A 17101-nucleotide genomic window follows, 5' to 3' on the forward strand; every position below is an offset into this window, starting at 1 on the left:
CTTCTGGAGGCGGGCGACGCGCTGATGCGGGCGGGCCGCCCGGGCGAGGCCTGTGCGGCGTGCCCCACCGCTCAAGCCGCGGCCCCACGCCCTTGCCGAACGTCAGACCGAGTGGCGGATCGCCCGCATGGCACAGTCGTCACCACGTATCCCGGTCGAATACGCCATCGCCGAACACAAGTGGTGGCGCGTGCTACAACGCTTCACCGGCCGACGTGAGCTACTACCCGACACCATCAACGCCGTCGCCGGACTCGTCTCCGACCGATCCTCCGGCCTGACCTGGTAGTCGAGGCCGCACCGGCGCAGCTCACGACCATCCCCAATTGTGCACAAGGTCGTTAGTAGTACTGGCCACCTCGTGGCCGGACTCGTCGATCCTCCCGCCAGGAAGCCGCCAGTAAGGCCCCGTTCACGGTAGGGGAGTGAAGCGGAAGCTCGTGGCGTCCGCGGTTGACAAGGATGTTGCCTCCAGTAGGCCGGTGTATCTGCGCGGGCCGTTGCGGCGGGCTGACAGGTAGTGGTTGCGGCCGATCGAGAACAGCGTGACCTCGCCCTTGGTGGCCGGGACGGCCTTCAGCCATTCGTACGGACCCTTGGTGGCTGCGGACAGCCGCAGCGCCGCGTCGCCCGGCAATCGCGGCCGCGTCGACACGAAGCGCTTGTTCGCGGCGAACCCTCTCAGCAGGAAGTTCTCCGGCTGTCGCGGGAGGCGGCATATCTGGAACTGCTCCCAGGTGCCGTAGGTGTCGGGACGCGTCCTGGCCCGCAACACTCCCGCGTCCAGCCCCTGGTAGCCGTCTTCGGCGGCCACCAGCAGACCGGTCCGCACGTCGAGCAGCCCCACGGCGTCTCGGTCGCAGCGCAAAGGGTCGATCATCGATGCGCCGCCGGCGACGGTGACCAGCGTCAGCAAGCCGACTAGAACCGACGACAGCCAGCGCCGGCGCAACCGGTGGCGGCCCTGACGATACGTCTCGGCCGCGTCGTGGCGGATGCTCTCGTCGACGAACCGGCGCTCCAGCGGGCTCAGCGCCGACCGCCACGACGGCGACGCGGTCCACTGCCGGGTCTGCGCCAGCCGGTTGCCTCGGTAGAGAGTGCCCTGGTCGTACCCGAGTTCCTGCCAAACGGCCGCGGAGTCCGCGAGGTGCCGATGCGCGCGCAGCGTCGCGCGGTCCTGCTCCACCCACCGTCGCAGCCGCGGCCATGCCCGGATCAGCGACTCGTGCGCCAGTTCGACGCTGCCGTGGTCGGTGGTGAGTAGCCGCGCATCCACCAGCCGGTCGACCAGATCCGCCGCGTCGATCTGCGAGCGCGGCACCCGCCGGCCCCGCACCCCATCCAGGTCGTCGAGGTCGATCATCCGCAGCAGCAGCCGGCGAACCGCCGTGCGCTCCTGGTCGTCGAGGCCGCGGTAGACGCCCTCGGCGGTCGCCGCGACCGCGCCGTCCACCCCGCCCGCCGCCTGGTAACCGTCCAGCGTGATCGTGGTGCCGCGACGCCGCCGCCACGCCTCGAGCAACGCGTGCGAGGCCAGCGGAAGCGCTCCGGGCCGGCCCGCTACCGCGGCCACGATCGTCGATACCAGGGCGCCCTCGATCCGCGCCCCGACGCGGTCGGCCGGTTTCACGACGGCCTCGCGCAACTCGGCCGGGCTCATCCCGCCTACCAGCAGCTGTCCGTCCTGCATCGCGGCGAGCAGGTCCGGGTACTCCGCGAACCGCGGGTAGTGATCGGCGCGTACCGCCAGGACCACGCGTGTCCTGCTGTCCGCCCGGCACAGAGCCACCAGGGCGGCGAAGAAGGCCGCCCGCTCACCGTCCGGTACGGAGGCCGAGAACACGTTCTCGAACTGGTCGACCACCAGCAGCAACTCGGCGGTCTCCGTGAGCAATGCCTGCCGCACCACCAGCTCGGCGTGTGACGGATCCTTGGTCAGGTCGTCGAGCAGCGCACCGGCCGGGACCCGGGCCAGGACGGCCAGATGCAGCGCGAGATCGGTCAGCGGGTGCTCGCCCGCGACCATCAGGACCGCCGGTTGGGACATGGACGCCATCAGCCCGGCCCGCACCAGCGAGGACTTGCCGACGCCCGACGGCCCGAACACCACGACCAACCGGTGCTGCGACACCCGCCGCACGAGGTCAGCGACGAGCTGCCCCCGCCCGAAGAAGAGCTCGGCGTCACCCTGCTGAAAGGGCGCCAGCCCGACGTACGGCGGGGAGCCGTCGACGGGCTCACTCGGCTCGGGACGGTCCGCCCCCGCGAGTACGCGCCAGCGACCCTCCCACTCCGCGACGTCACCACCGCACGCCCGGACATACGCCCGGGTCACCTGCAGCGTCGGCAACTTACGCCCGGCCGCGGCCGCCGCGAGCGTCGCCGCGGAGAAGTTCGCCAGGACGGCCAGCGACCGGTACGACGGACTCCCCGCCTTCTCCCGCAGCTTTCGCAGACCGGCCGCGAACTCGACGAGCGGGTCACCGGTGTCACCTAACGCGCGCTCGGGCCGCGGCATATCCACCCCCGTGAGTTGTTTAGCCGTTGTCTGCTCCATTGTCCAAACAGGGCAGTCGGAAGCAAGACAACTTGTCGGCCGCTAGACAGGGAGCAGTCGACAGCCCTGGGGTGGCCCCCCGGGATGAACGATGACGGCGCCGGTGCGGCGTCGCAGATCGCAACCAGGGAGGGAAATCCGACGTGTTGAAGACCCCAAGAATGATCCTGGCCGGCGCGGGCGGTGTGGCCGTCGCCATGGTGCTCAGCACGCCAGCGTGGGCGGACACGCGTCAGGGCTACGGCGCCAACTACGCCACCGTCGGCTCCGACAAGCGCTGGGTCGAGGTGTGCGACATGGAGGACGACGGGAACGGCGTGCACGGCGAGTTCAGGTTGAGCCGTGGCGGCGCGATGACCAAGGGTGACCCCAACGGGTCCGCGGGCGGCTGCGGCAATCAGTGGGCGGGAGACGACATCACCGAATTTCGGGTCTGTGAGACCGGCCACGGCTGCTCAGGATGGCTGCGCGTCAACTAGCCCGGTCCCGTCCCCGTTCGTGGTTCCCGCGGACGACAGAGCAAGGAGAGCGGACTTGATGAACCGAATGCGCAGAATCCTCTCGGCCGTAGCGATCACCGTGGCGCTGGTCGCCGCACCCGTGGCCGCCGCCGCGCCCGCTGCGGCAGCCCTTCCGGCCGCGCCCGCTGCGGTGGCCGGAACCACGACCGAGCGCACGAGCACCCTGGCGGACATCTGGCACTATGCCGGCACGTACGACTCGCTCCTTGCCTGCGCGATCTCGGGTGGAGCTGGCGTCATGGCCGACATGTGGGACGACTGGGAGTGCTACGAGCAGGGGGGCGGCTACTACACCCTGGTCGTGCTGAATCCACGCTAGCCCGTGTTTCCTCAGTGGGTCGGCCGCGGATCATGGCGTGGCGGTGATCGACAACTGAAGCAGTCCGGCACCGCCGGGGTGGGCTTGCCGACGCTGGCGGTGCCGGTCGACGGTCACCCGGTGCGGCGCAGCGCACTACGACGTGGGGCTCATGCTGGTCACCGGCCAGGCCCACCAGCGGCCGACCCACCACAAGATGGGCACCAAATGGCTATGACGGATCCACTGGCCCCACCTGGGGGCTGCGGAAACAGGTTGCGAGTCAGCCACTGAGCCAGCTACGAAACCGGGGGAGATTCATGATTCGTAATCGCATGCTCGTTGCGGCGTTGTCCGCCGCCGCCCGTGGTGGCGGCACTACTCGTCAGTCCACGAGCCGCGATGGCGGCCGGTGGCGGTTGCCGCGCCTGGGCGTACCAAAACCCCAGCGTTGTGCTCCACCCGTGCATCTCCATGGGCGGCACAACGGCCTATGCGGATGTGTACGTCGACGCTATGCGTAGCGACTGCATCGGTACACGTCTACAGGTCTGGGAGCGGAACGGTAGCTGGAACCAGGCCAGAGTCGATTACTCAAGGGACTGTTCGTTGGGCCACAAAGGGCCCGTCACGTATCAGATGACCGGAGGTCGCTACTACTGGACCCAAGTGTGTGTGCAGCTGCATACGGGCAATTCCAATTGTTCAACGAGCCCCGAGGTGTGGCGCTGAGGTGAAGTTGCAAGACGTGCAGGACACCCTATGAGCGACTCAAGATAACTAACACCCGAACATGCGGCGGCCGCGGGGACGCCGCATGTTCACCGTCACGCCAGGACCGCGCCCAGCGAGTCTTAAGGTCACAGCGAATTCGAAGAGGAGTCCAACTCATGGCAAAGCTTCGCGACCTGCCGCCGAGAGGTGTGCGTGGACGGCTCGGTGCGCTGCTGATGGCACTGACGCTCGGCCTCACCGGGGGCGTGGTCACCACGACGGTGTCCGCGACAGCCGCGCAGGCCGGCACCTTCTCCTGCGGCGCCAAATACTTCATCAAGTCGGCGGCTGTCGACCTCTACTGGACGGCGGCTGAGTTCGACTTTCTCACCGCGAACCGAACCGGGAAGGGATGGTACGAGCAGTTCACGGTGTGCCGGGACTCATCCTGGAGCCCTCAGTTCTTCGTCCTCAAGTCCGAGGCGGTGAGCGCGAAGTACGGACAGGACAGCTACCTCATCCGGCACCCCGGCGGGGTCCTCAAGTGGGAACCCTCCACCCTTACCGGCAACCATCTCTACGAGTGGCGGCGCGAAAGCGGCAGCCCCTACTACGGACTGGTGCACGCCGAGACCGGCCAGTACCTCACCGTTGACTACCCCGGCGGTGCCGTCTATCCCGGTGTGGAATATCTCGGCTGGTCGCAGGCGCTGTACCGGGAGCCCTGACCCCGTCGTCGCTCAACGGCGCCGACCGTACACCCCACGCTGATCGGAAGCGGTCGGTCGATGCCATCGATCGACCGCTGACCAGTGCCTGCGGGGACTGGGGTCGGTGGGGGCCTGGACAGCGGCGGCTTCGAACGCCGCGACGACGTCCTGCCAGGCCGTCGCGAGCGGGTGAGGCGGTGCGGACCGGTCGTGCTTGCCGAGCTCGGCGGCGTGCGCGGCGGCCGCGCGGCAAGGGCGCCACCAGCCGCACCGTGTTCCTCGGTGCCGACGGCCGCACCGGCCTGGCCGACTACCTGGAGCACGAACGCTCCGCGGACGTCGGTGCGGCCGCGGCCGCGCTGTTCCTGTCCGCCGCATCGATCGGCTCACGGCGCCCCGACGGCCGTAGCAGGCCAGACCAGGCGGCGGGCAAGGCACTCTCGCATCTAATGCAACTCGTGGCATTGAGAGGTCGATATGGACCTTATGCCAACCAAGCCCGCGAGCGGAGGAATCCGCTCTGTGCACGACGACCGAAGGCGTTAGAGGGTTGGGCGCGAGCTTCGGCACGCCGGTCTGAAGCTGAAGACGCTGTTGCCGCTAGTGTGCTGCGCCGGAAATTCGCCTACAAAATCGGGTGAGTGATTCGAGGATCTCTTCGGCGGTCTTGGTCCAGATGAACGGTCGCGGATTGCTGTTCCAGTCGGCGATCCAGGACCGGATGTCGGCTTCCAGGGCCTGGACGCTGTTGTGGGTGCCGCGGCGGATCTTCTGGTCGGCGAGGAAGCCGAACCAGCGTTCGACCTGGTTGATCCAGGACGAGCCGGTCGGGGTGAAGTGCATGTGGAAGCGGGGATGTTTCGTCAGCCAGGCCCGGATGGCGGGGGTTTTGTGGGTGCCGTAGTTGTCGCAGATCAGGTGCACGTCCAGGTCGGCCGGGACGGTCTTGTCGATGGTGATCAGGAACTGTTTGAACTCGGTCGCGCGGTGCTGGCGGTGCAGTTCGCTGATGACGGTGCCGTCGGCGGTGTCGAACGCGGCGAACAGGCTGGTGATGCCGTTGCGGTGGTAGTCGTGGGTGCGGCGTTCGGGCATGCCGGGCATCATCGGCAGGACCGGCTGGGAGCGGTTGAGGGCCTGGATCTGGGACTTCTCGTCCACGCACAGCACCACGGCTCGTTCGGGCGGATGATGGTAGAGGCCGACGACGTCGACGACTTTCTCGATGAACTGCGGGTCGGTGGACAGTTTGAACGTCTCAGCCCGGTGCGGCTTGAGGCCGAAGTCGCGCCAGATCCGGCCGATCGTCGACTTCGACAGCCCGGACTTCTCCGCCATCGACGCGCGTGACCAGTGAGTGGCGTTACGCGGTGATGAGGAACGCGCGACGTTGACCCGGTGGTCGCGTCGGGCGAAGTCTTCGCAGGCCCTCGCTGTGCGATCGAGGATCATCCTGGCGTGCGCCGAAGGTGCCGCGAACACTGATGTAGCCGCCCTCAAGTCGATCCGCGCGAAGCGGCCAGATGGCGCCCCGATCTACGTCATCGTCGACAACCTGTCCGCCCACAAGGGCTGGAGAATCCGCAGGTGGGCAGCCTACGCTGGCGCAATACCAATGCCTGCCACCCAGACGTCCTCGCCGCTCAACGCCGCGAACGCGCACGCGTCCGCAGCGAACGACACCACCTCTGGGGCCGCCCGGCAGCTCGGTGTTGACTAGCGCGGCGTCGTGCGGCCTCTTGCCCATCACGGGTCAGAGCGACCGCCTGGTGACCGTCCTTGCCGACCTCGACCCCCAGGAACACCTGATAGTCGCCGTGCACATCGCCTCCTCGCGACAGCAGCCTGGCTCGCCGGTCTGGCGTCGACTGCCGGCAGCCACGTTTACGAAGAGACCTGCCCCCACCGAGCGGGTGGCCGAGTCCCTATCAGCGGTCCGTCGACGCCACCCGGCCCGGCGACAACACCCTGGATCATCCGTACGGCAGGGGCAGCAGGTCATACCGAGCCGGGCGACGGAGCAGTCCCCGGCTGGGGACGATCAAGAGGTAACGGGCAGTCGTCCGGTTCGGGCGGGCTAGCGAGGGGTGGGGCAGGCTCGGGCCCGGCGGGTGGGTCATCGAGGGTGGGGAAGGCTCGGGCCCGGCGGGCGGGTCAGCTAGGGCGGGTCAGCGGGGGCGGGGCAGGCGCCGGGCTTGGGCGCGGCGGTGGGGCGTCGCCGGGTCGGCGACGGCGCCGGCGGTCTGCGTCCGGAACTCGGCGTGCCGGCGGGTGTCCAGGCGGGCCGCGATGCGTTTCAAGGCCTCGTCGCCGGGGCGGGCGGCGAGGTGGAAGTGTGAGGCCTTCACCGGCGTCAGATCCGCGCCCCAGGCGACCGTGCCGTCGCAGTCGAGGAGGATGTCGCGCACGATCTGCTCCTGGTGGGGCCACAGGCCTTCGCTGCCGCCCAGGGGGTAGGCGGTGGGGTGGAGGGCGAGGGCCGTGCCGGACAGATAGTTGGACTCGAAGTCGGCCCGTACGGTGCGGTTGGTGGTGTGGCCGGTGACCCCGCCGCCTTCGCCGGTGTCGAGGGCGGCGATCTCGTAATGCCAGCGGCGGGCGAGGTGCAGCAGCACCGCGGCCGCGGCACCCTGGCGCAGGACCACCGAGGCACGAGACCCTTGAATCTGGTACGTGGCGAGGGCGCCCGGTTCGACGGTCCAGCCGTTGGCGGACGTGTCCCGGGTCCATCGGCCGGGGCCCGGGCCCTGCGCGCGGGCCGTGGCGCCGGGTACGACGGCGAGCACGCCGGCACCGGCGGCGGCGCCGAGAAGACTGCGTCGGGTGATCATCGGTTTCCTCACTGGCCGGTGTCGAGGGCGGACACGCCGGGATCGGCGGCATACCGCCAGACGTCGTGGTCGAGGCCCCAGCCGGGCTGGAACTCGTACTCGCGGATCTGGTTGAAGGACCAGTTCTCCGGCATGGGGAAGCCGAGGTTGCCGGAGAAGCCCCAGGACATGCCGGAGACCAGCGACCATCTGGCGCCGACCTCTCGGGAGACCCGGATGCACACGTTGCGGGAGCCGTAGACGCCGAAGGTGTAGCGGTTGCCGAGCGCGGCCAGGCCGGCCTTGACACCCTCGAAGTACGGCTTGATGTTGCTGTCGATCTCGGAGTCCATGGCGTCGTAGTCGACCGCGAAGTAGATGCAGGTGTTCGCCGGGATGCCGAACCCGACCGCCTTCTCGTGCGCCTTGCGGGCCTGTTCGTTGCCGCGCCCGTAGTCGAAGTTGAAGAGCTGGGTGCCGTTCCACTGGAAGATCGGGAAGAAGCGCAGGCCGGCGTCCAGGATGGTCTGCGGCTCGCCGGGCTTCAGGGCCTTGTTCAGAAAGTACGGGTCATCCGGCGCGAGATGCTCGTCGAGGTAGCGGCCGACGATCTGGTAGCCGGCCGCGACGAGCTGCCGGCCGCGTTCGGCGGTGATCTCGGTGATGCAGTCGCAGCCGGTGGCGGGGCGGGTCGTGTCGCCGCAGGACACCAGGAGCTGCGCCCAGGTGGGGTAGTCGTTGCTGCCGTTGATCGTGAGTTGCGTGAAGTCCTGGAAGGAGCGGACCCACTGCAGATGGGTTTCGGTCTCGGTGTCGGTGCCGAGGTCGCTCGGCAGGTAGCTCAGCGGCACCAGGACCCGGCCGTCGCGCATCCGGGTGGGCGAGTTGAAGTAGCACGCCGACCGGAACAGGTAGCGCAGGTCGCCGGTGAGGGGGCCGGAAGCGCGCTCCCGCAGCGCGGCCTGCGTGGCGGGTCCGAAGTAGCCGTTGATGGTGTTGATGTCGAGCTTCAGTTCGAATTGCAGGCTCATCATGAATCCCTGCTGGACGTCCCGGGAGTAGACGCCGTCGCATGGCACCAGGATCATCGCGGGAATGCCGATGCCCGCGACGTAGCGGGAGTTCAGCCGTCGCTGGATGCGCTGGATCTCGGCGTCTCCGCCCGGCACGCGGCGGAACTGATCCATTCGCAGCAACGCCCTGGCCACGTGGGGCCACACCCGGTGCCGCTGCGCCAGGTCGTCGTACGGCAGGCCCGCGTCGGCGTAGAGCGCCTTGAAGGAGTCCTCGGACCCCTCGGTCCAGGAAGTCAGGCTGGGTGAGGCCCAGTAACCCTTGCACCACAGGGCGCTGTTCCAGATGGCGGTCAGATTCGGCTGATGAATCTCCTGGTACGGCAGCTTGTCGCGGGCCTTGACGGCGTTGAACGTGCCGGAGCCGAAGTTCTGCACGGTCGGCGAGATGCCGAGTTCGTGCTGGAGTCCCTGGGTCAGCGACAGCACCGTGGACCAGCCGGTGTACCCGGACTCGGGGCAGCGCAGGTAGCCCGGCGCGACGCCGGCGTACGTCTTGTTCACCCAGCGCTGGGCGGCGAAGACGTAGATGTCGCCGGGCCCGGCCCACGCCGCCGCCGGGTCGATGGTGGAGCCCTGGCGGGCGTACATCAGGAGATTGCCCGGGCACTCCGTGTCGTGCTCGTGGCTGTGCGGCAGGATCATCGTTCCGGCCCGCCGGGGAGCCTCCTCCCGCAGGTGGCGGATCAGATCCCGGTATGCGCGCAGCAGCGGCTCCCGCGCGGTGTGGTTGCTGTTCATGAGGGCGCAGATCGAATAGAACCCGGCGTTGCGGCCGATGCTCTCGGTGCCTCTCGTGACGTAGCCGGGGGAGTTCGCCTCGCCGCGCTCGTACCCGCGTCCCTCGTAGATGTTGCCGTGCGGGCAGACGAAGAAGTTGTAGGCGATGTCGCCCTCGAACTCGGTGCCCTGGGCGTGGTCGAGGTAGACGGCCGCGATGTCCATCTGGCACTCGACCTCGGTGTCGTAGTCGCCGTTCCCGATCACGGGACCGGGACCCCGGTGGTGGATGAACACCCCGCCGACGGGATTCCACTCCGGATTCGCGCTGGGCCTGGGGGCGGCGGCGGCCCTGGCCCGCCAGGTGGGATCGGCGATGTGCACGGCCCAGGTCGCGCGTCGGTGGATGGTGACCGGCATGGGCTCCTCGTTTCGCGGCGACTCGGGCTCGGACGGGGTCGATCATTCGGGCGGTCGGGACGGAACGGTAAGGCTTTTCAGCCGTAGCCGAATCGATCGTCCGGCGCTCGGCCCGGAGCGCCGTCGAGCAGCGCGGCACCCAGCGGGGTGAGGGTGTGCAGCACCGCCCTGCCGATCCGGCTGGTGTGGATGAGGCGGGCCTCGCGCAGGACGGTCGTGTGCTGGCTGACGGAGGCCGCACTCACGCCGACCCGGCGGGCCAGCTCCGAGGTGGTGCTGCCGTCGCCGATCGACTCCAGCACCGAGCTGCGGGTCTGGCCGATCAGCGCCGCCACGGACATGCGCGGTGCCCCGGACGGGGTCGTGCCGAGCGTGGGATCGTGCTCGACCGGATAGACCAGCACGGGCGGTAGCGACGGGTCCCTCAGCACGTCCGGCGTCCGCCAGGAAAAGTAGGACGGCACCAGCAGCAGCCCCCGGCCGTCGAGTCGCAGCGTTCGGTCGACCTGCACGTCCACCTCGAGGATCGGCGGCTTCCAGCGCATCATCGGGACGTAGCTCTGCAGGAGGCCCTCGCAGCCCCGGTCCAGCAGGATCCGGGCGCGCCGGGCCCGTTCCGCCGCCACGTGCGCCCGGGCCTCCGCCCAGAACGGGGCCACCGCCGTCTCGTACTGCGACCGCATGGCCGCCGTCAGGCGTTCCAGCGTCCGCGGATCACCCTCGGCGAGGCTGCGCATCCAGGGCGGGGCCGGACCGCCGAGCCGGGCCAGTTCCGTCATGTCGTCGCGGAGCCGGGACTTCGGAGTGGACAGCAGGGCCTCCAGCGCGCTCGGCAGCCCGAGCGCGCCCTCGGCCGGAGTGAGGAAGTCCGGGAAGTACGGGCCGGGCACCAGGGGCAGCAGCAGGTCGAGGTCCGAGCGCCGGACGGCCTGTGCCGCGTGCCGGCGCACGCGTCCGAAGATCGGTGCGGGGCCCGGGCGGCGGAGCCGGATCAGGCTGAACACCGTCTCCCACATCGGATCCGGGCCGTCGGCCATCCGGACCCGGCCGATGTCCTCCGGCGTGAAGTGGATCCGCAACACGTCGGCCCCCCGTCGACACCCGGCCGTATCCCATTCGTGGGGGACTATATCGGCCGGTCGCTGTCGACGGGCGCCCTCACCACCAGGAGGTGCATTCGAAGACGTCGTAGTCGCTCCAATCCGGACCCTCGTAGCCCCAGCCGTAACAGGCGCGCACCGTCCGGGTCCAGCGCATCATCGGAGTCCACTCCTGGGAGCTGTGTCCCAGCCGGTGCTTGTACCGCATGCCGTCGTTGGACTCCAGGAAGATGTCGGTGCCGTACCGGTCGTTGCCCGGCTGGGTGCTGCGGGTCCAGACACCGCCGCAGTCGCCGGAGAAGCGCAGCTCGATGTACAAGTTCGTCTTGGACGTGGTGAAGTGGCGCGGGCTGGTGGGGCGGGTGCAGCCGTTGGTGTTCGGGTCCACCCCGTCACAGCCCCAGCACTGGGCCAGCGCCGGCTGTGCGGCCACCGCGGGCGCCATGACGGCCGCCACGGCCGCCAGCGCCAGGTAGGCGCACCACCGTCGCACTCGGGTCCGGAACATCTGATCCTCCATGGGATGTCGAGAGCCGGTGTCAATATCGTCGCCGGCGGCCGCGCCGGACAAGACCTTTCAGCCGACGCCGAAAAGCCGCCCGCCCGGCGTCAGCTTCCCGGCGTACCGTCCAGCAGGGCGTCGCCCAGCTCGGTGATCCGGTGCAGCATGAGGTTTCCGTGGCGCTGGCTGGAGATCAGACCCGATTCGCGCAGGACCGAGGTGTGATGGCTGGCGGTGCCCAGGGAGATGCCGACGCGCCGGGCCAGCTCGCTGGTCGTGGCCCCGGGCACCGCCGAGCGCAGGACGGCCAGGCGGGTGTGGCCGATCAGCGGTCCCAGCTCACGCCGCCGGACCTGCGGTGACTCGCCGCGGTGCCGCCGCGCGGGGTAGACCAGTATCGGCGGCAGTTCCGGGTCGGCCAGCGCGACGGGTGCGTGCCAGCAGAAGTACGAGGGGATCAGCACGATCCCGCGGCCACCGAGCTCGATGTGCCGGTCCCTCGGATAGCCGTGGATCGACAGCACCGGAGGATCCCATCGGGTGTCCGGCCCGAGATCGTCGAGGATCTGCCCGGCGCCGGCGGTGAGCACCTTGGCCCCGCGCAGCGCCCGGTCGCCCGAGACGGCGGCGCTGACCTCCGGCCAGTACGGAGCGATCGCCGTGTCGAAGTAGCGGCGCAGATCGGTGCCGAGCTCGTGCAGGGCGGCAGGGCGGCCGGCGGCGAGGTCGTCGAGCCAGGCGGCGGCGCCGGGAGCCCCGGTCAGCCTCCCGATCTCCGCGCGCAGCCGCGGGCGTGCGGTGGCCAGGACCAGGTCGATGCCGTGGCCGGGGTCGGTGACCGGTCCCGGGGTGAGGAAGTCCGGAAAGTAGCTCCTCAAGGGTGCGATCGGCAGCAGCCTCCGGCGGACCGTCTCGGTGAGACCGGCACGGTTCACGTCGATGCGGGCCTGCCGGTGCCAGTCGGCGTAGTCGGCATAGCCGCCCCTGGTCTGCAGGCGGTGCAGGCTGCAGACGATCTCCCACAACGGGTCCGGTCCGGCGGCCAGCCGGGTACGGCTCACGTCCTCGGCGGTGAAGTGGATGTGCAGTGTGCCCATGACCACCAGTGTCCCGGCTCCTGATCGCCGGAAGGTGTCCGCTCATCGACATCACTCGATCGTCACGCCCGGCCGGGCAGCGATTCCCCCGTGATCGCTGCCCGGCATTCGGCGCAGGCGTGGTTCAGCAGCGGGACAACGAGACGCTGTTGTACCAGCTCCCGCGCCATTCGCCGAAGAAGTTCACGTCGTACCGGTAGGGGTTCGACACACCGCCCCCGTAGCGGTGGAACTGGATGTAACGTCCGCCGGTGCCGAGGTAGCGGAAGTACTCCGGTCCCAGCGGATCCGGGACGATGAAGTCGTCGGCGAAGGTTCGGCTGGCGGTGTCGGCCTTGCCGGTCTGGGGCAGTCCATAGGTGGCCTGCCAGGCACGCGTGTTGGCCTCGGTCTGCGGGCCGAACTCGCAATCGATGTCGGCCTGGTTCATGTGGCCGTCGGCCCACAGGATCGTCTGCCAGAGTGCCGCGTAGTTGCTGCGCCAGTACGCGCCGTGGTGGGACAGGGTCGCCTCGTCGCCCCAGTCATCGCGCTGGTCGTCGACGCCGTCGACATAGCCGCGGGACGGGTTGCGGAGCGCGTCGGCGCCGGTGGTAAGCGCCGGGGCGGACGCGGGCGGCGGCGCGGGCTTCGGTCCGGCCGTGGCGGGCCCGCCGACCGCCAGCGCCATGACCACGGCGGCCGCCGACGCGGTGAGGATCCGCTGCAACGGTCTTCTCCTCCCTCGATTCGCTCGGATACCTGCACCCAGCCTGGGTGTCGCGAACCCGCCGCGACAGGGACATTCGAGCAGAGTCGAAACACTCGCCGGGTGATCCCGCGGCGCCGTCCTTGATAGCCTGCATGGAATCGACATCAGGCGATGCGAAGTCGGGGGATGATGGCTGCTCGGTCTCCGCTGAGGCTGGTCGTCGGCCGGCTCCGGCGCGATCGGTCCATGCTGGTCGGTGGCCTCGGATGTGCGGCCTTCGCCGTGCTGGCGGTGGCCGCGCCGTGGGTCGCCGCCGCGTACGGGGTGGCTCCCCAGGAGACGTTCACCGACGACCTCGACCCGTACGGCATGCCCTACGGCGTGGCGGGCGGAGTCTCCGCGGCGCACTGGTTCGGCATCGAGCCGGCGCTCGGCCGGGATCTGTTCATCCAGATCGTCTTCGGCCTGCGCACCTCCCTGGGCATCGCGGTGCCGGCCGCCCTGCTCGCCACCGCGCTCGGGTGCCTGGTCGGCGGCCTCGCCGGTTACCTGGGGGGCCGGGTGGACGCCGTCCTCGGGTGGGTCACCGACGTCGCGCTCGCCCTGCCGTTCCTGATCTGCGCCATCGCGCTGATCCGCCCCCTGGATCTGCACTTCTACGGTCCCCGCGAGGTGGTGCCGGGATGGTTCCGCGCCGGGTCGCTGATCGGGTTGTTCGCCTCGTTCGGCTGGGCGGGCACGGCCCGGCTGGTACGCGGCCAGTTGCTGTCGTTGCGCCGGCGCGAGTTCGTGCTGGCGGCCCGGGCGAGTGGGGCGGGCCGTCGCCGGATTCTGGTCCGCGAGCTGCTGGTCCATCTCGGAGCGCCGGTCCTGGTCGGATTCTCGCTGCTGGTCCCCGCGTACATCACGGGGGAGGCGGCGCTGTCGTTTCTCGGCGTCGGGATGCTCGAGCCGACCCCCGACTTCGGCCGGACGCTGTACCGCGGCCTCGACTACCTGCAGACGGATCCGGCATACGTGCTGTTCCCCGGGGTGACGCTGTTCCTGCTGGTGCTCGCCGTCAACCTGGTCTGCGACGGGGTGCGCGAGGCCCTCGACCCGCGGTCGGCCCGGCCGGTGCCGCGGTGATGGCGGTCTTCCTGCTCCGCCGGCTGCTGTCCGGCGTGCTCACCCTGGCATGCGTCAGCGTGCTCACCTTCGGAATGTTCTTCGTGCTGCCGCGCGACCCGGCGGCCGCGATGTGCCCGAAGAACTGCGACACCGCCCGGCTCGAGCGGGTCCGCGCCGAGTGGGGGCTCGACGAGGCCCGGACGGTGCAGTATCTGCGGTACATGCGGGGCCTGGTCGCCGGGCGGGATCTAGGTGCCGTGCAGGGCGGGCACTGTCCGGCGCCGTGCCTCGGCTACTCGTACGTCACCGGGGAGGCGGTGACGGCCACGGTCGCGCGGGCGCTGCCGGTGACCGTGAGCATCGTGATCCCGGCCGCCGTGCTGTGGCTGACAATCGGCGTCGGGCTCGGGGTGGCCTCCGCGCTCCGCAGGGGCACCCTGGTCGACCGGCTGCTGTCCGGGCTCAGCATCGCGGGGGTCTCGGTGCCGCTCTACCTGCTCGGCGCGGTCCTGCTGCTGACCTTCGTATACGCGCTGCGGCTGCTGCCGTACCCGCAGTACACCTCGATCGCCGACGACCCGGCGGCCTGGGCGACCGCCCTGGTCCTGCCGTGGTGCACGCTGGCCTGCCTGTTCGCGGCGGCCTACGTCCGGCTGACCCGGGCGCAGCTCCTGGAGACGATGTCCGAGGACTTCGTCCGGACCGCCGAGGCCAAGGGTTTGCCGCGCCGCACGGTGGTCGGCCGGCACGTCCTGCGCGCCGCGATCACCCCGTTGGTCACGGTCGCGGGGCTCGACGTGGGTGCCGCGCTCGGCGGCACCCTGGTCACGGAGATGACGTTCGGTCTGCACGGGCTGGGCCGGACGACCGTCGACGCGGTCAACCACGGCGACCTGCCCATGATCATGGGCACCGTCCTGCTCGCGGCCGCGGCCGTCGTCGCGGCCAACCTCGCCGTGGACGTGCTCTACGCGGTGATCGATCCACGGGTCCGGTTGCGCTGAACACCTGGAGGCAGAGATGCGGCACCCCATCGCGGCGGCGCTCGCGGCGCTGATGCTCGGCGCCGCCGTCGGCGCGTGCACCGTCAACGAGCGCGCCGCCGACGGCACCGCGGCGCGCACGGACCGCCAGGTCAGCGGCGCGATCGCCACCGACCCGGCCGAGTCCGCCGGTCCGGCGCCGCCGGTGCCCGGCGCACGAGCGGGCGGGACGGTCACGGTCATCCGGCAGACCGCCCTCGCCCGGCGGGATCCCCAGCGGATCTACTCCTTCCTCGGCCTCAACGCATCCCAGCTCTACGCCAGGCGGCTCACCACCTTCGCCGACGACGGGCAAGGTCGCGTGCGGCTGGTGGGCGATCTCGCCGAGACGCCGGGCACCGACGTCGGCGGGGACTGCCGGACCTGGGAGTTCCGGATCAAGCGGAACGTCAGATTCGAGGACGGCACCACCGTCACCGCCCGGGACATCGCGTACGGCATCGCCCGCTCGTTCGACCTGTCGCTCACCGGCGGGCCGACCTATCTGCAGGAGTGGCTGGCGGGCACGCCCCGGTACGACACCGTGTTCGACTTCGCGGCCGACCGGTCCGCCCTGCCGCCCGGCCTGAGCACGCCCGACCCGCGTACCCTGCGGTTGGAGTTCGACGCACCGCACTGTGACCTGCCGTTCGCGGCGTCGCTGCCGGCGACCGCCCCGGTGCCCGCGGCGAAGGACACCGGCGTCGGCTACGACGAGCGGCCCGTGTCGTCGGGTCCGTACCGGATCACCGGTACCGTTCCCGGCGCCTCGATCACCCTGGAGCGCAACCCGCACTGGGATCCCGCCACGGACCCGGTCCGCCACCAGTACCCGGACCGGTTCGTCCTGCAATTCGGACCCGACCCGGCCACGCAGATCAACCGGATCATCGCCGACCGCGGCGCCGACCGGACCGCGGTGTCCTGGGACGGCGTGGGACCCTCCCTCGTCGCCCGGCTGCTCGGCGACGCCGGCCTGCGCGAGCGGATCCTGCAGTCCCCGGCGCCGAGCCTGAGCACCTTGACGATCAATACCCGCCGGGTCACGGACCTCGGCGTGCGCCGGGCCCTCAACCACGCCATCGACCGGGACGGCCTGGTCAAGACGCTCGGCGGGGCGACGGTCGCCCGGCCGGTCACCACGCTGATGCCGCCGACGACGATCGGCCGGCGCGACTACGACGCCTATCCCGCGGGCCGCCACGGCGACCCGCGCAAGGCCAGGGAACTGCTCGGTGGCGCGTCCCCGGAGCTGGTCCTCGCCTTTCCCGACGACGCCGAGGGGCAGACGGTGGGCACCTTCCTCAAGGGGAACCTCGAGCGGGCCGGCTTCCGGATCCGGATGAAGATGGTCCCGGCGGGCTCATTCCTGGACGAGACCAAGAAGCGCGACAACCCCTGGGACCTCTACCCGGGGTCCTGGGCCGCGGACTGGCCCAGCGGGAGCGCCATCCTGCCGGTGCTCTACGACGGACGGTCGATCAAGGCGAACGGCAGCAACAACGGCACGTCATACCTCGACGCACCGGCCCTGAACCCGGAGTTCGACCGCATCCTCGCCCTTCCCCCGGGGCAACAGGGACCCGAGTGGGCGGCACTCGACGAGAAGATCATGCGGGAGTACGCGCCGGTCGTGCCGCTCTACCTGCAGATGACGTTCACCCTGCACGGCTCGAAGGTGGGCGGCGTCTTCGTGGACAGCATCTTCGGCGGCCCCGCCTTCGTGAACGCCTACGTCGTGCCGTGACCGGAG

The 17101-nt window shown here is 70.1% G+C and carries 14 protein-coding genes and 2 pseudogenes; 8 read left to right on the forward strand and 8 right to left on the reverse strand.

The genetic code is table 11. The features are described 5' to 3' along the window. The first annotated feature begins 127 nt into the window (after positions 1–127). A complete protein-coding gene (locus EDD30_RS39565; protein ID WP_170047618.1) occupies positions 128–289 on the forward strand; it encodes a hypothetical protein in 162 nt (53 codons plus the stop codon). 123 nt (positions 290–412) lie between these two features. Here EDD30_RS39565 and EDD30_RS34330 read toward each other — a convergent pair whose 3' ends face one another. Next, entirely contained in the window at positions 413–2521 is a 2109-nt protein-coding gene (locus tag EDD30_RS34330) for an ATP-binding protein (protein ID WP_170208300.1), read from the reverse strand. Positions 2522–2703: 182 nt separating this feature from the next. Between EDD30_RS34330 and EDD30_RS34335 the strand changes: the two genes are divergently transcribed. The 3 genes from EDD30_RS34335 to EDD30_RS34345 all read left to right on the forward strand — a co-directional run bounded on the left by EDD30_RS34335 (position 2704) and on the right by EDD30_RS34345 (position 4821). Continuing rightward, the gene (locus EDD30_RS34335; protein ID WP_143162857.1) at positions 2704–3039 is read left to right on the forward strand and encodes a hypothetical protein; all 336 of its coding nucleotides are present in this window, start codon (positions 2704–2706) and stop codon (positions 3037–3039) included. Between the two features lie 67 nt (positions 3040–3106). Beyond that, on the forward strand, positions 3107–3400 hold the full coding sequence (locus EDD30_RS34340; RefSeq protein WP_071807653.1) for a hypothetical protein: 294 nt from the start codon (positions 3107–3109) through the stop codon (positions 3398–3400). A gap of 869 nt (positions 3401–4269) precedes the next feature. After that, positions 4270–4821: a hypothetical protein gene (locus tag EDD30_RS34345; protein WP_123678675.1), complete on the forward strand. Its 552-nt coding sequence runs from the start codon at positions 4270–4272 to the stop codon at positions 4819–4821. Positions 4822–5403: 582 nt separating this feature from the next. Here EDD30_RS34345 and EDD30_RS34350 read toward each other — a convergent pair. Next, a pseudogene (locus EDD30_RS34350) lies at positions 5404–6180 on the reverse strand (IS630 family transposase); the annotation flags it as partial. A gap of 88 nt (positions 6181–6268) precedes the next feature. On the opposite strand from EDD30_RS34350, the pseudogene EDD30_RS41205 reads away from it, so the two are divergent. After that, a pseudogene (locus EDD30_RS41205) lies at positions 6269–6519 on the forward strand (IS630 family transposase); the annotation flags it as partial. Positions 6520–6971: 452 nt separating this feature from the next. Here the strand turns inward: EDD30_RS41205 and EDD30_RS34360 are convergent. The 6 genes from EDD30_RS34360 to EDD30_RS34385 all read right to left on the reverse strand — a co-directional run bounded on the left by EDD30_RS34360 (position 6972) and on the right by EDD30_RS34385 (position 13234). Next, positions 6972–7634, reverse strand: a complete 663-nt coding sequence (locus EDD30_RS34360; protein ID WP_071807923.1) for a hypothetical protein — start codon at positions 7632–7634, stop codon at positions 6972–6974. 8 nt (positions 7635–7642) lie between these two features. Further along, on the reverse strand, positions 7643–9826 hold the full coding sequence (locus EDD30_RS34365; RefSeq protein WP_123678676.1) for a glycoside hydrolase domain-containing protein: 2184 nt from the start codon (positions 9824–9826) through the stop codon (positions 7643–7645). A 77-nt stretch (positions 9827–9903) separates the two neighbouring features. Further along, on the reverse strand, positions 9904–10908 hold the full coding sequence (locus EDD30_RS34370; RefSeq protein ID WP_244945499.1) for an ArsR/SmtB family transcription factor: 1005 nt from the start codon (positions 10906–10908) through the stop codon (positions 9904–9906). A gap of 76 nt (positions 10909–10984) precedes the next feature. Further along, positions 10985–11434, reverse strand: coding sequence for a DUF2690 domain-containing protein (locus EDD30_RS34375; RefSeq protein WP_170047510.1), 450 nt, complete (start codon positions 11432–11434; stop codon positions 10985–10987). A 101-nt stretch (positions 11435–11535) separates the two neighbouring features. After that, positions 11536–12525, reverse strand: a complete 990-nt coding sequence (locus EDD30_RS34380) for an ArsR/SmtB family transcription factor (protein ID WP_071807921.1) — start codon at positions 12523–12525, stop codon at positions 11536–11538. A gap of 124 nt (positions 12526–12649) precedes the next feature. Continuing rightward, complete coding sequence (locus EDD30_RS34385; RefSeq protein ID WP_170208301.1) at positions 12650–13234, reverse strand: peptidoglycan-binding domain-containing protein; 585 nt, start codon at positions 13232–13234, stop codon at positions 12650–12652. A gap of 228 nt (positions 13235–13462) precedes the next feature. On the opposite strand from EDD30_RS34385, the gene EDD30_RS34390 reads away from it, so the two are divergent. The 3 genes from EDD30_RS34390 to EDD30_RS34400 are packed head-to-tail and all read left to right on the forward strand — an operon-like array spanning position 13463 to position 17095. Continuing rightward, positions 13463–14344: an ABC transporter permease gene (locus EDD30_RS34390; RefSeq protein WP_244945500.1), complete on the forward strand. Its 882-nt coding sequence runs from the start codon at positions 13463–13465 to the stop codon at positions 14342–14344. After that, a complete protein-coding gene (locus EDD30_RS34395) occupies positions 14344–15330 on the forward strand; it encodes an ABC transporter permease (protein ID WP_071803789.1) in 987 nt (328 codons plus the stop codon). Before EDD30_RS34390 ends, EDD30_RS34395 begins: the two co-directional genes overlap by 1 nt. Before the next feature lie 16 nt (positions 15331–15346). Continuing rightward, positions 15347–17095, forward strand: coding sequence for an ABC transporter substrate-binding protein (locus tag EDD30_RS34400; protein ID WP_071803790.1), 1749 nt, complete (start codon positions 15347–15349; stop codon positions 17093–17095). Positions 17096–17101 lie beyond the last annotated feature (6 nt).

This window comes from Couchioplanes caeruleus (assembly GCF_003751945.1).
GTDB lineage: Bacteria > Actinomycetota > Actinomycetes > Mycobacteriales > Micromonosporaceae > Actinoplanes > Actinoplanes caeruleus.

Coding starts and splice junctions, on each gene's coding strand:
- EDD30_RS34380 (WP_071807921.1), bottom strand. CDS start 12,525: ATGGGCACACTGCACATCCACTTCACCGCCGAGGACGTGAGCCGTACC.
- EDD30_RS34395 (WP_071803789.1), top strand. CDS start 14,344: ATGGCGGTCTTCCTGCTCCGCCGGCTGCTGTCCGGCGTGCTCACCCTG.
- EDD30_RS34375 (WP_170047510.1), bottom strand. CDS start 11,434: ATGTTCCGGACCCGAGTGCGACGGTGGTGCGCCTACCTGGCGCTGGCG.
- EDD30_RS39565 (WP_170047618.1), top strand. CDS start 128: ATGGCACAGTCGTCACCACGTATCCCGGTCGAATACGCCATCGCCGAA.
- EDD30_RS34340 (WP_071807653.1), top strand. CDS start 3,107: ATGCGCAGAATCCTCTCGGCCGTAGCGATCACCGTGGCGCTGGTCGCC.
- EDD30_RS34360 (WP_071807923.1), bottom strand. CDS start 7,634: ATGATCACCCGACGCAGTCTTCTCGGCGCCGCCGCCGGTGCCGGCGTG.
- EDD30_RS34400 (WP_071803790.1), top strand. CDS start 15,347: ATGCGGCACCCCATCGCGGCGGCGCTCGCGGCGCTGATGCTCGGCGCC.
- EDD30_RS34330 (WP_170208300.1), bottom strand. CDS start 2,521: ATGCCGCGGCCCGAGCGCGCGTTAGGTGACACCGGTGACCCGCTCGTC.
- EDD30_RS34365 (WP_123678676.1), bottom strand. CDS start 9,826: ATGCCGGTCACCATCCACCGACGCGCGACCTGGGCCGTGCACATCGCC.
- EDD30_RS34345 (WP_123678675.1), top strand. CDS start 4,270: ATGGCAAAGCTTCGCGACCTGCCGCCGAGAGGTGTGCGTGGACGGCTC.
- EDD30_RS34390 (WP_244945500.1), top strand. CDS start 13,463: ATGCTGGTCGGTGGCCTCGGATGTGCGGCCTTCGCCGTGCTGGCGGTG.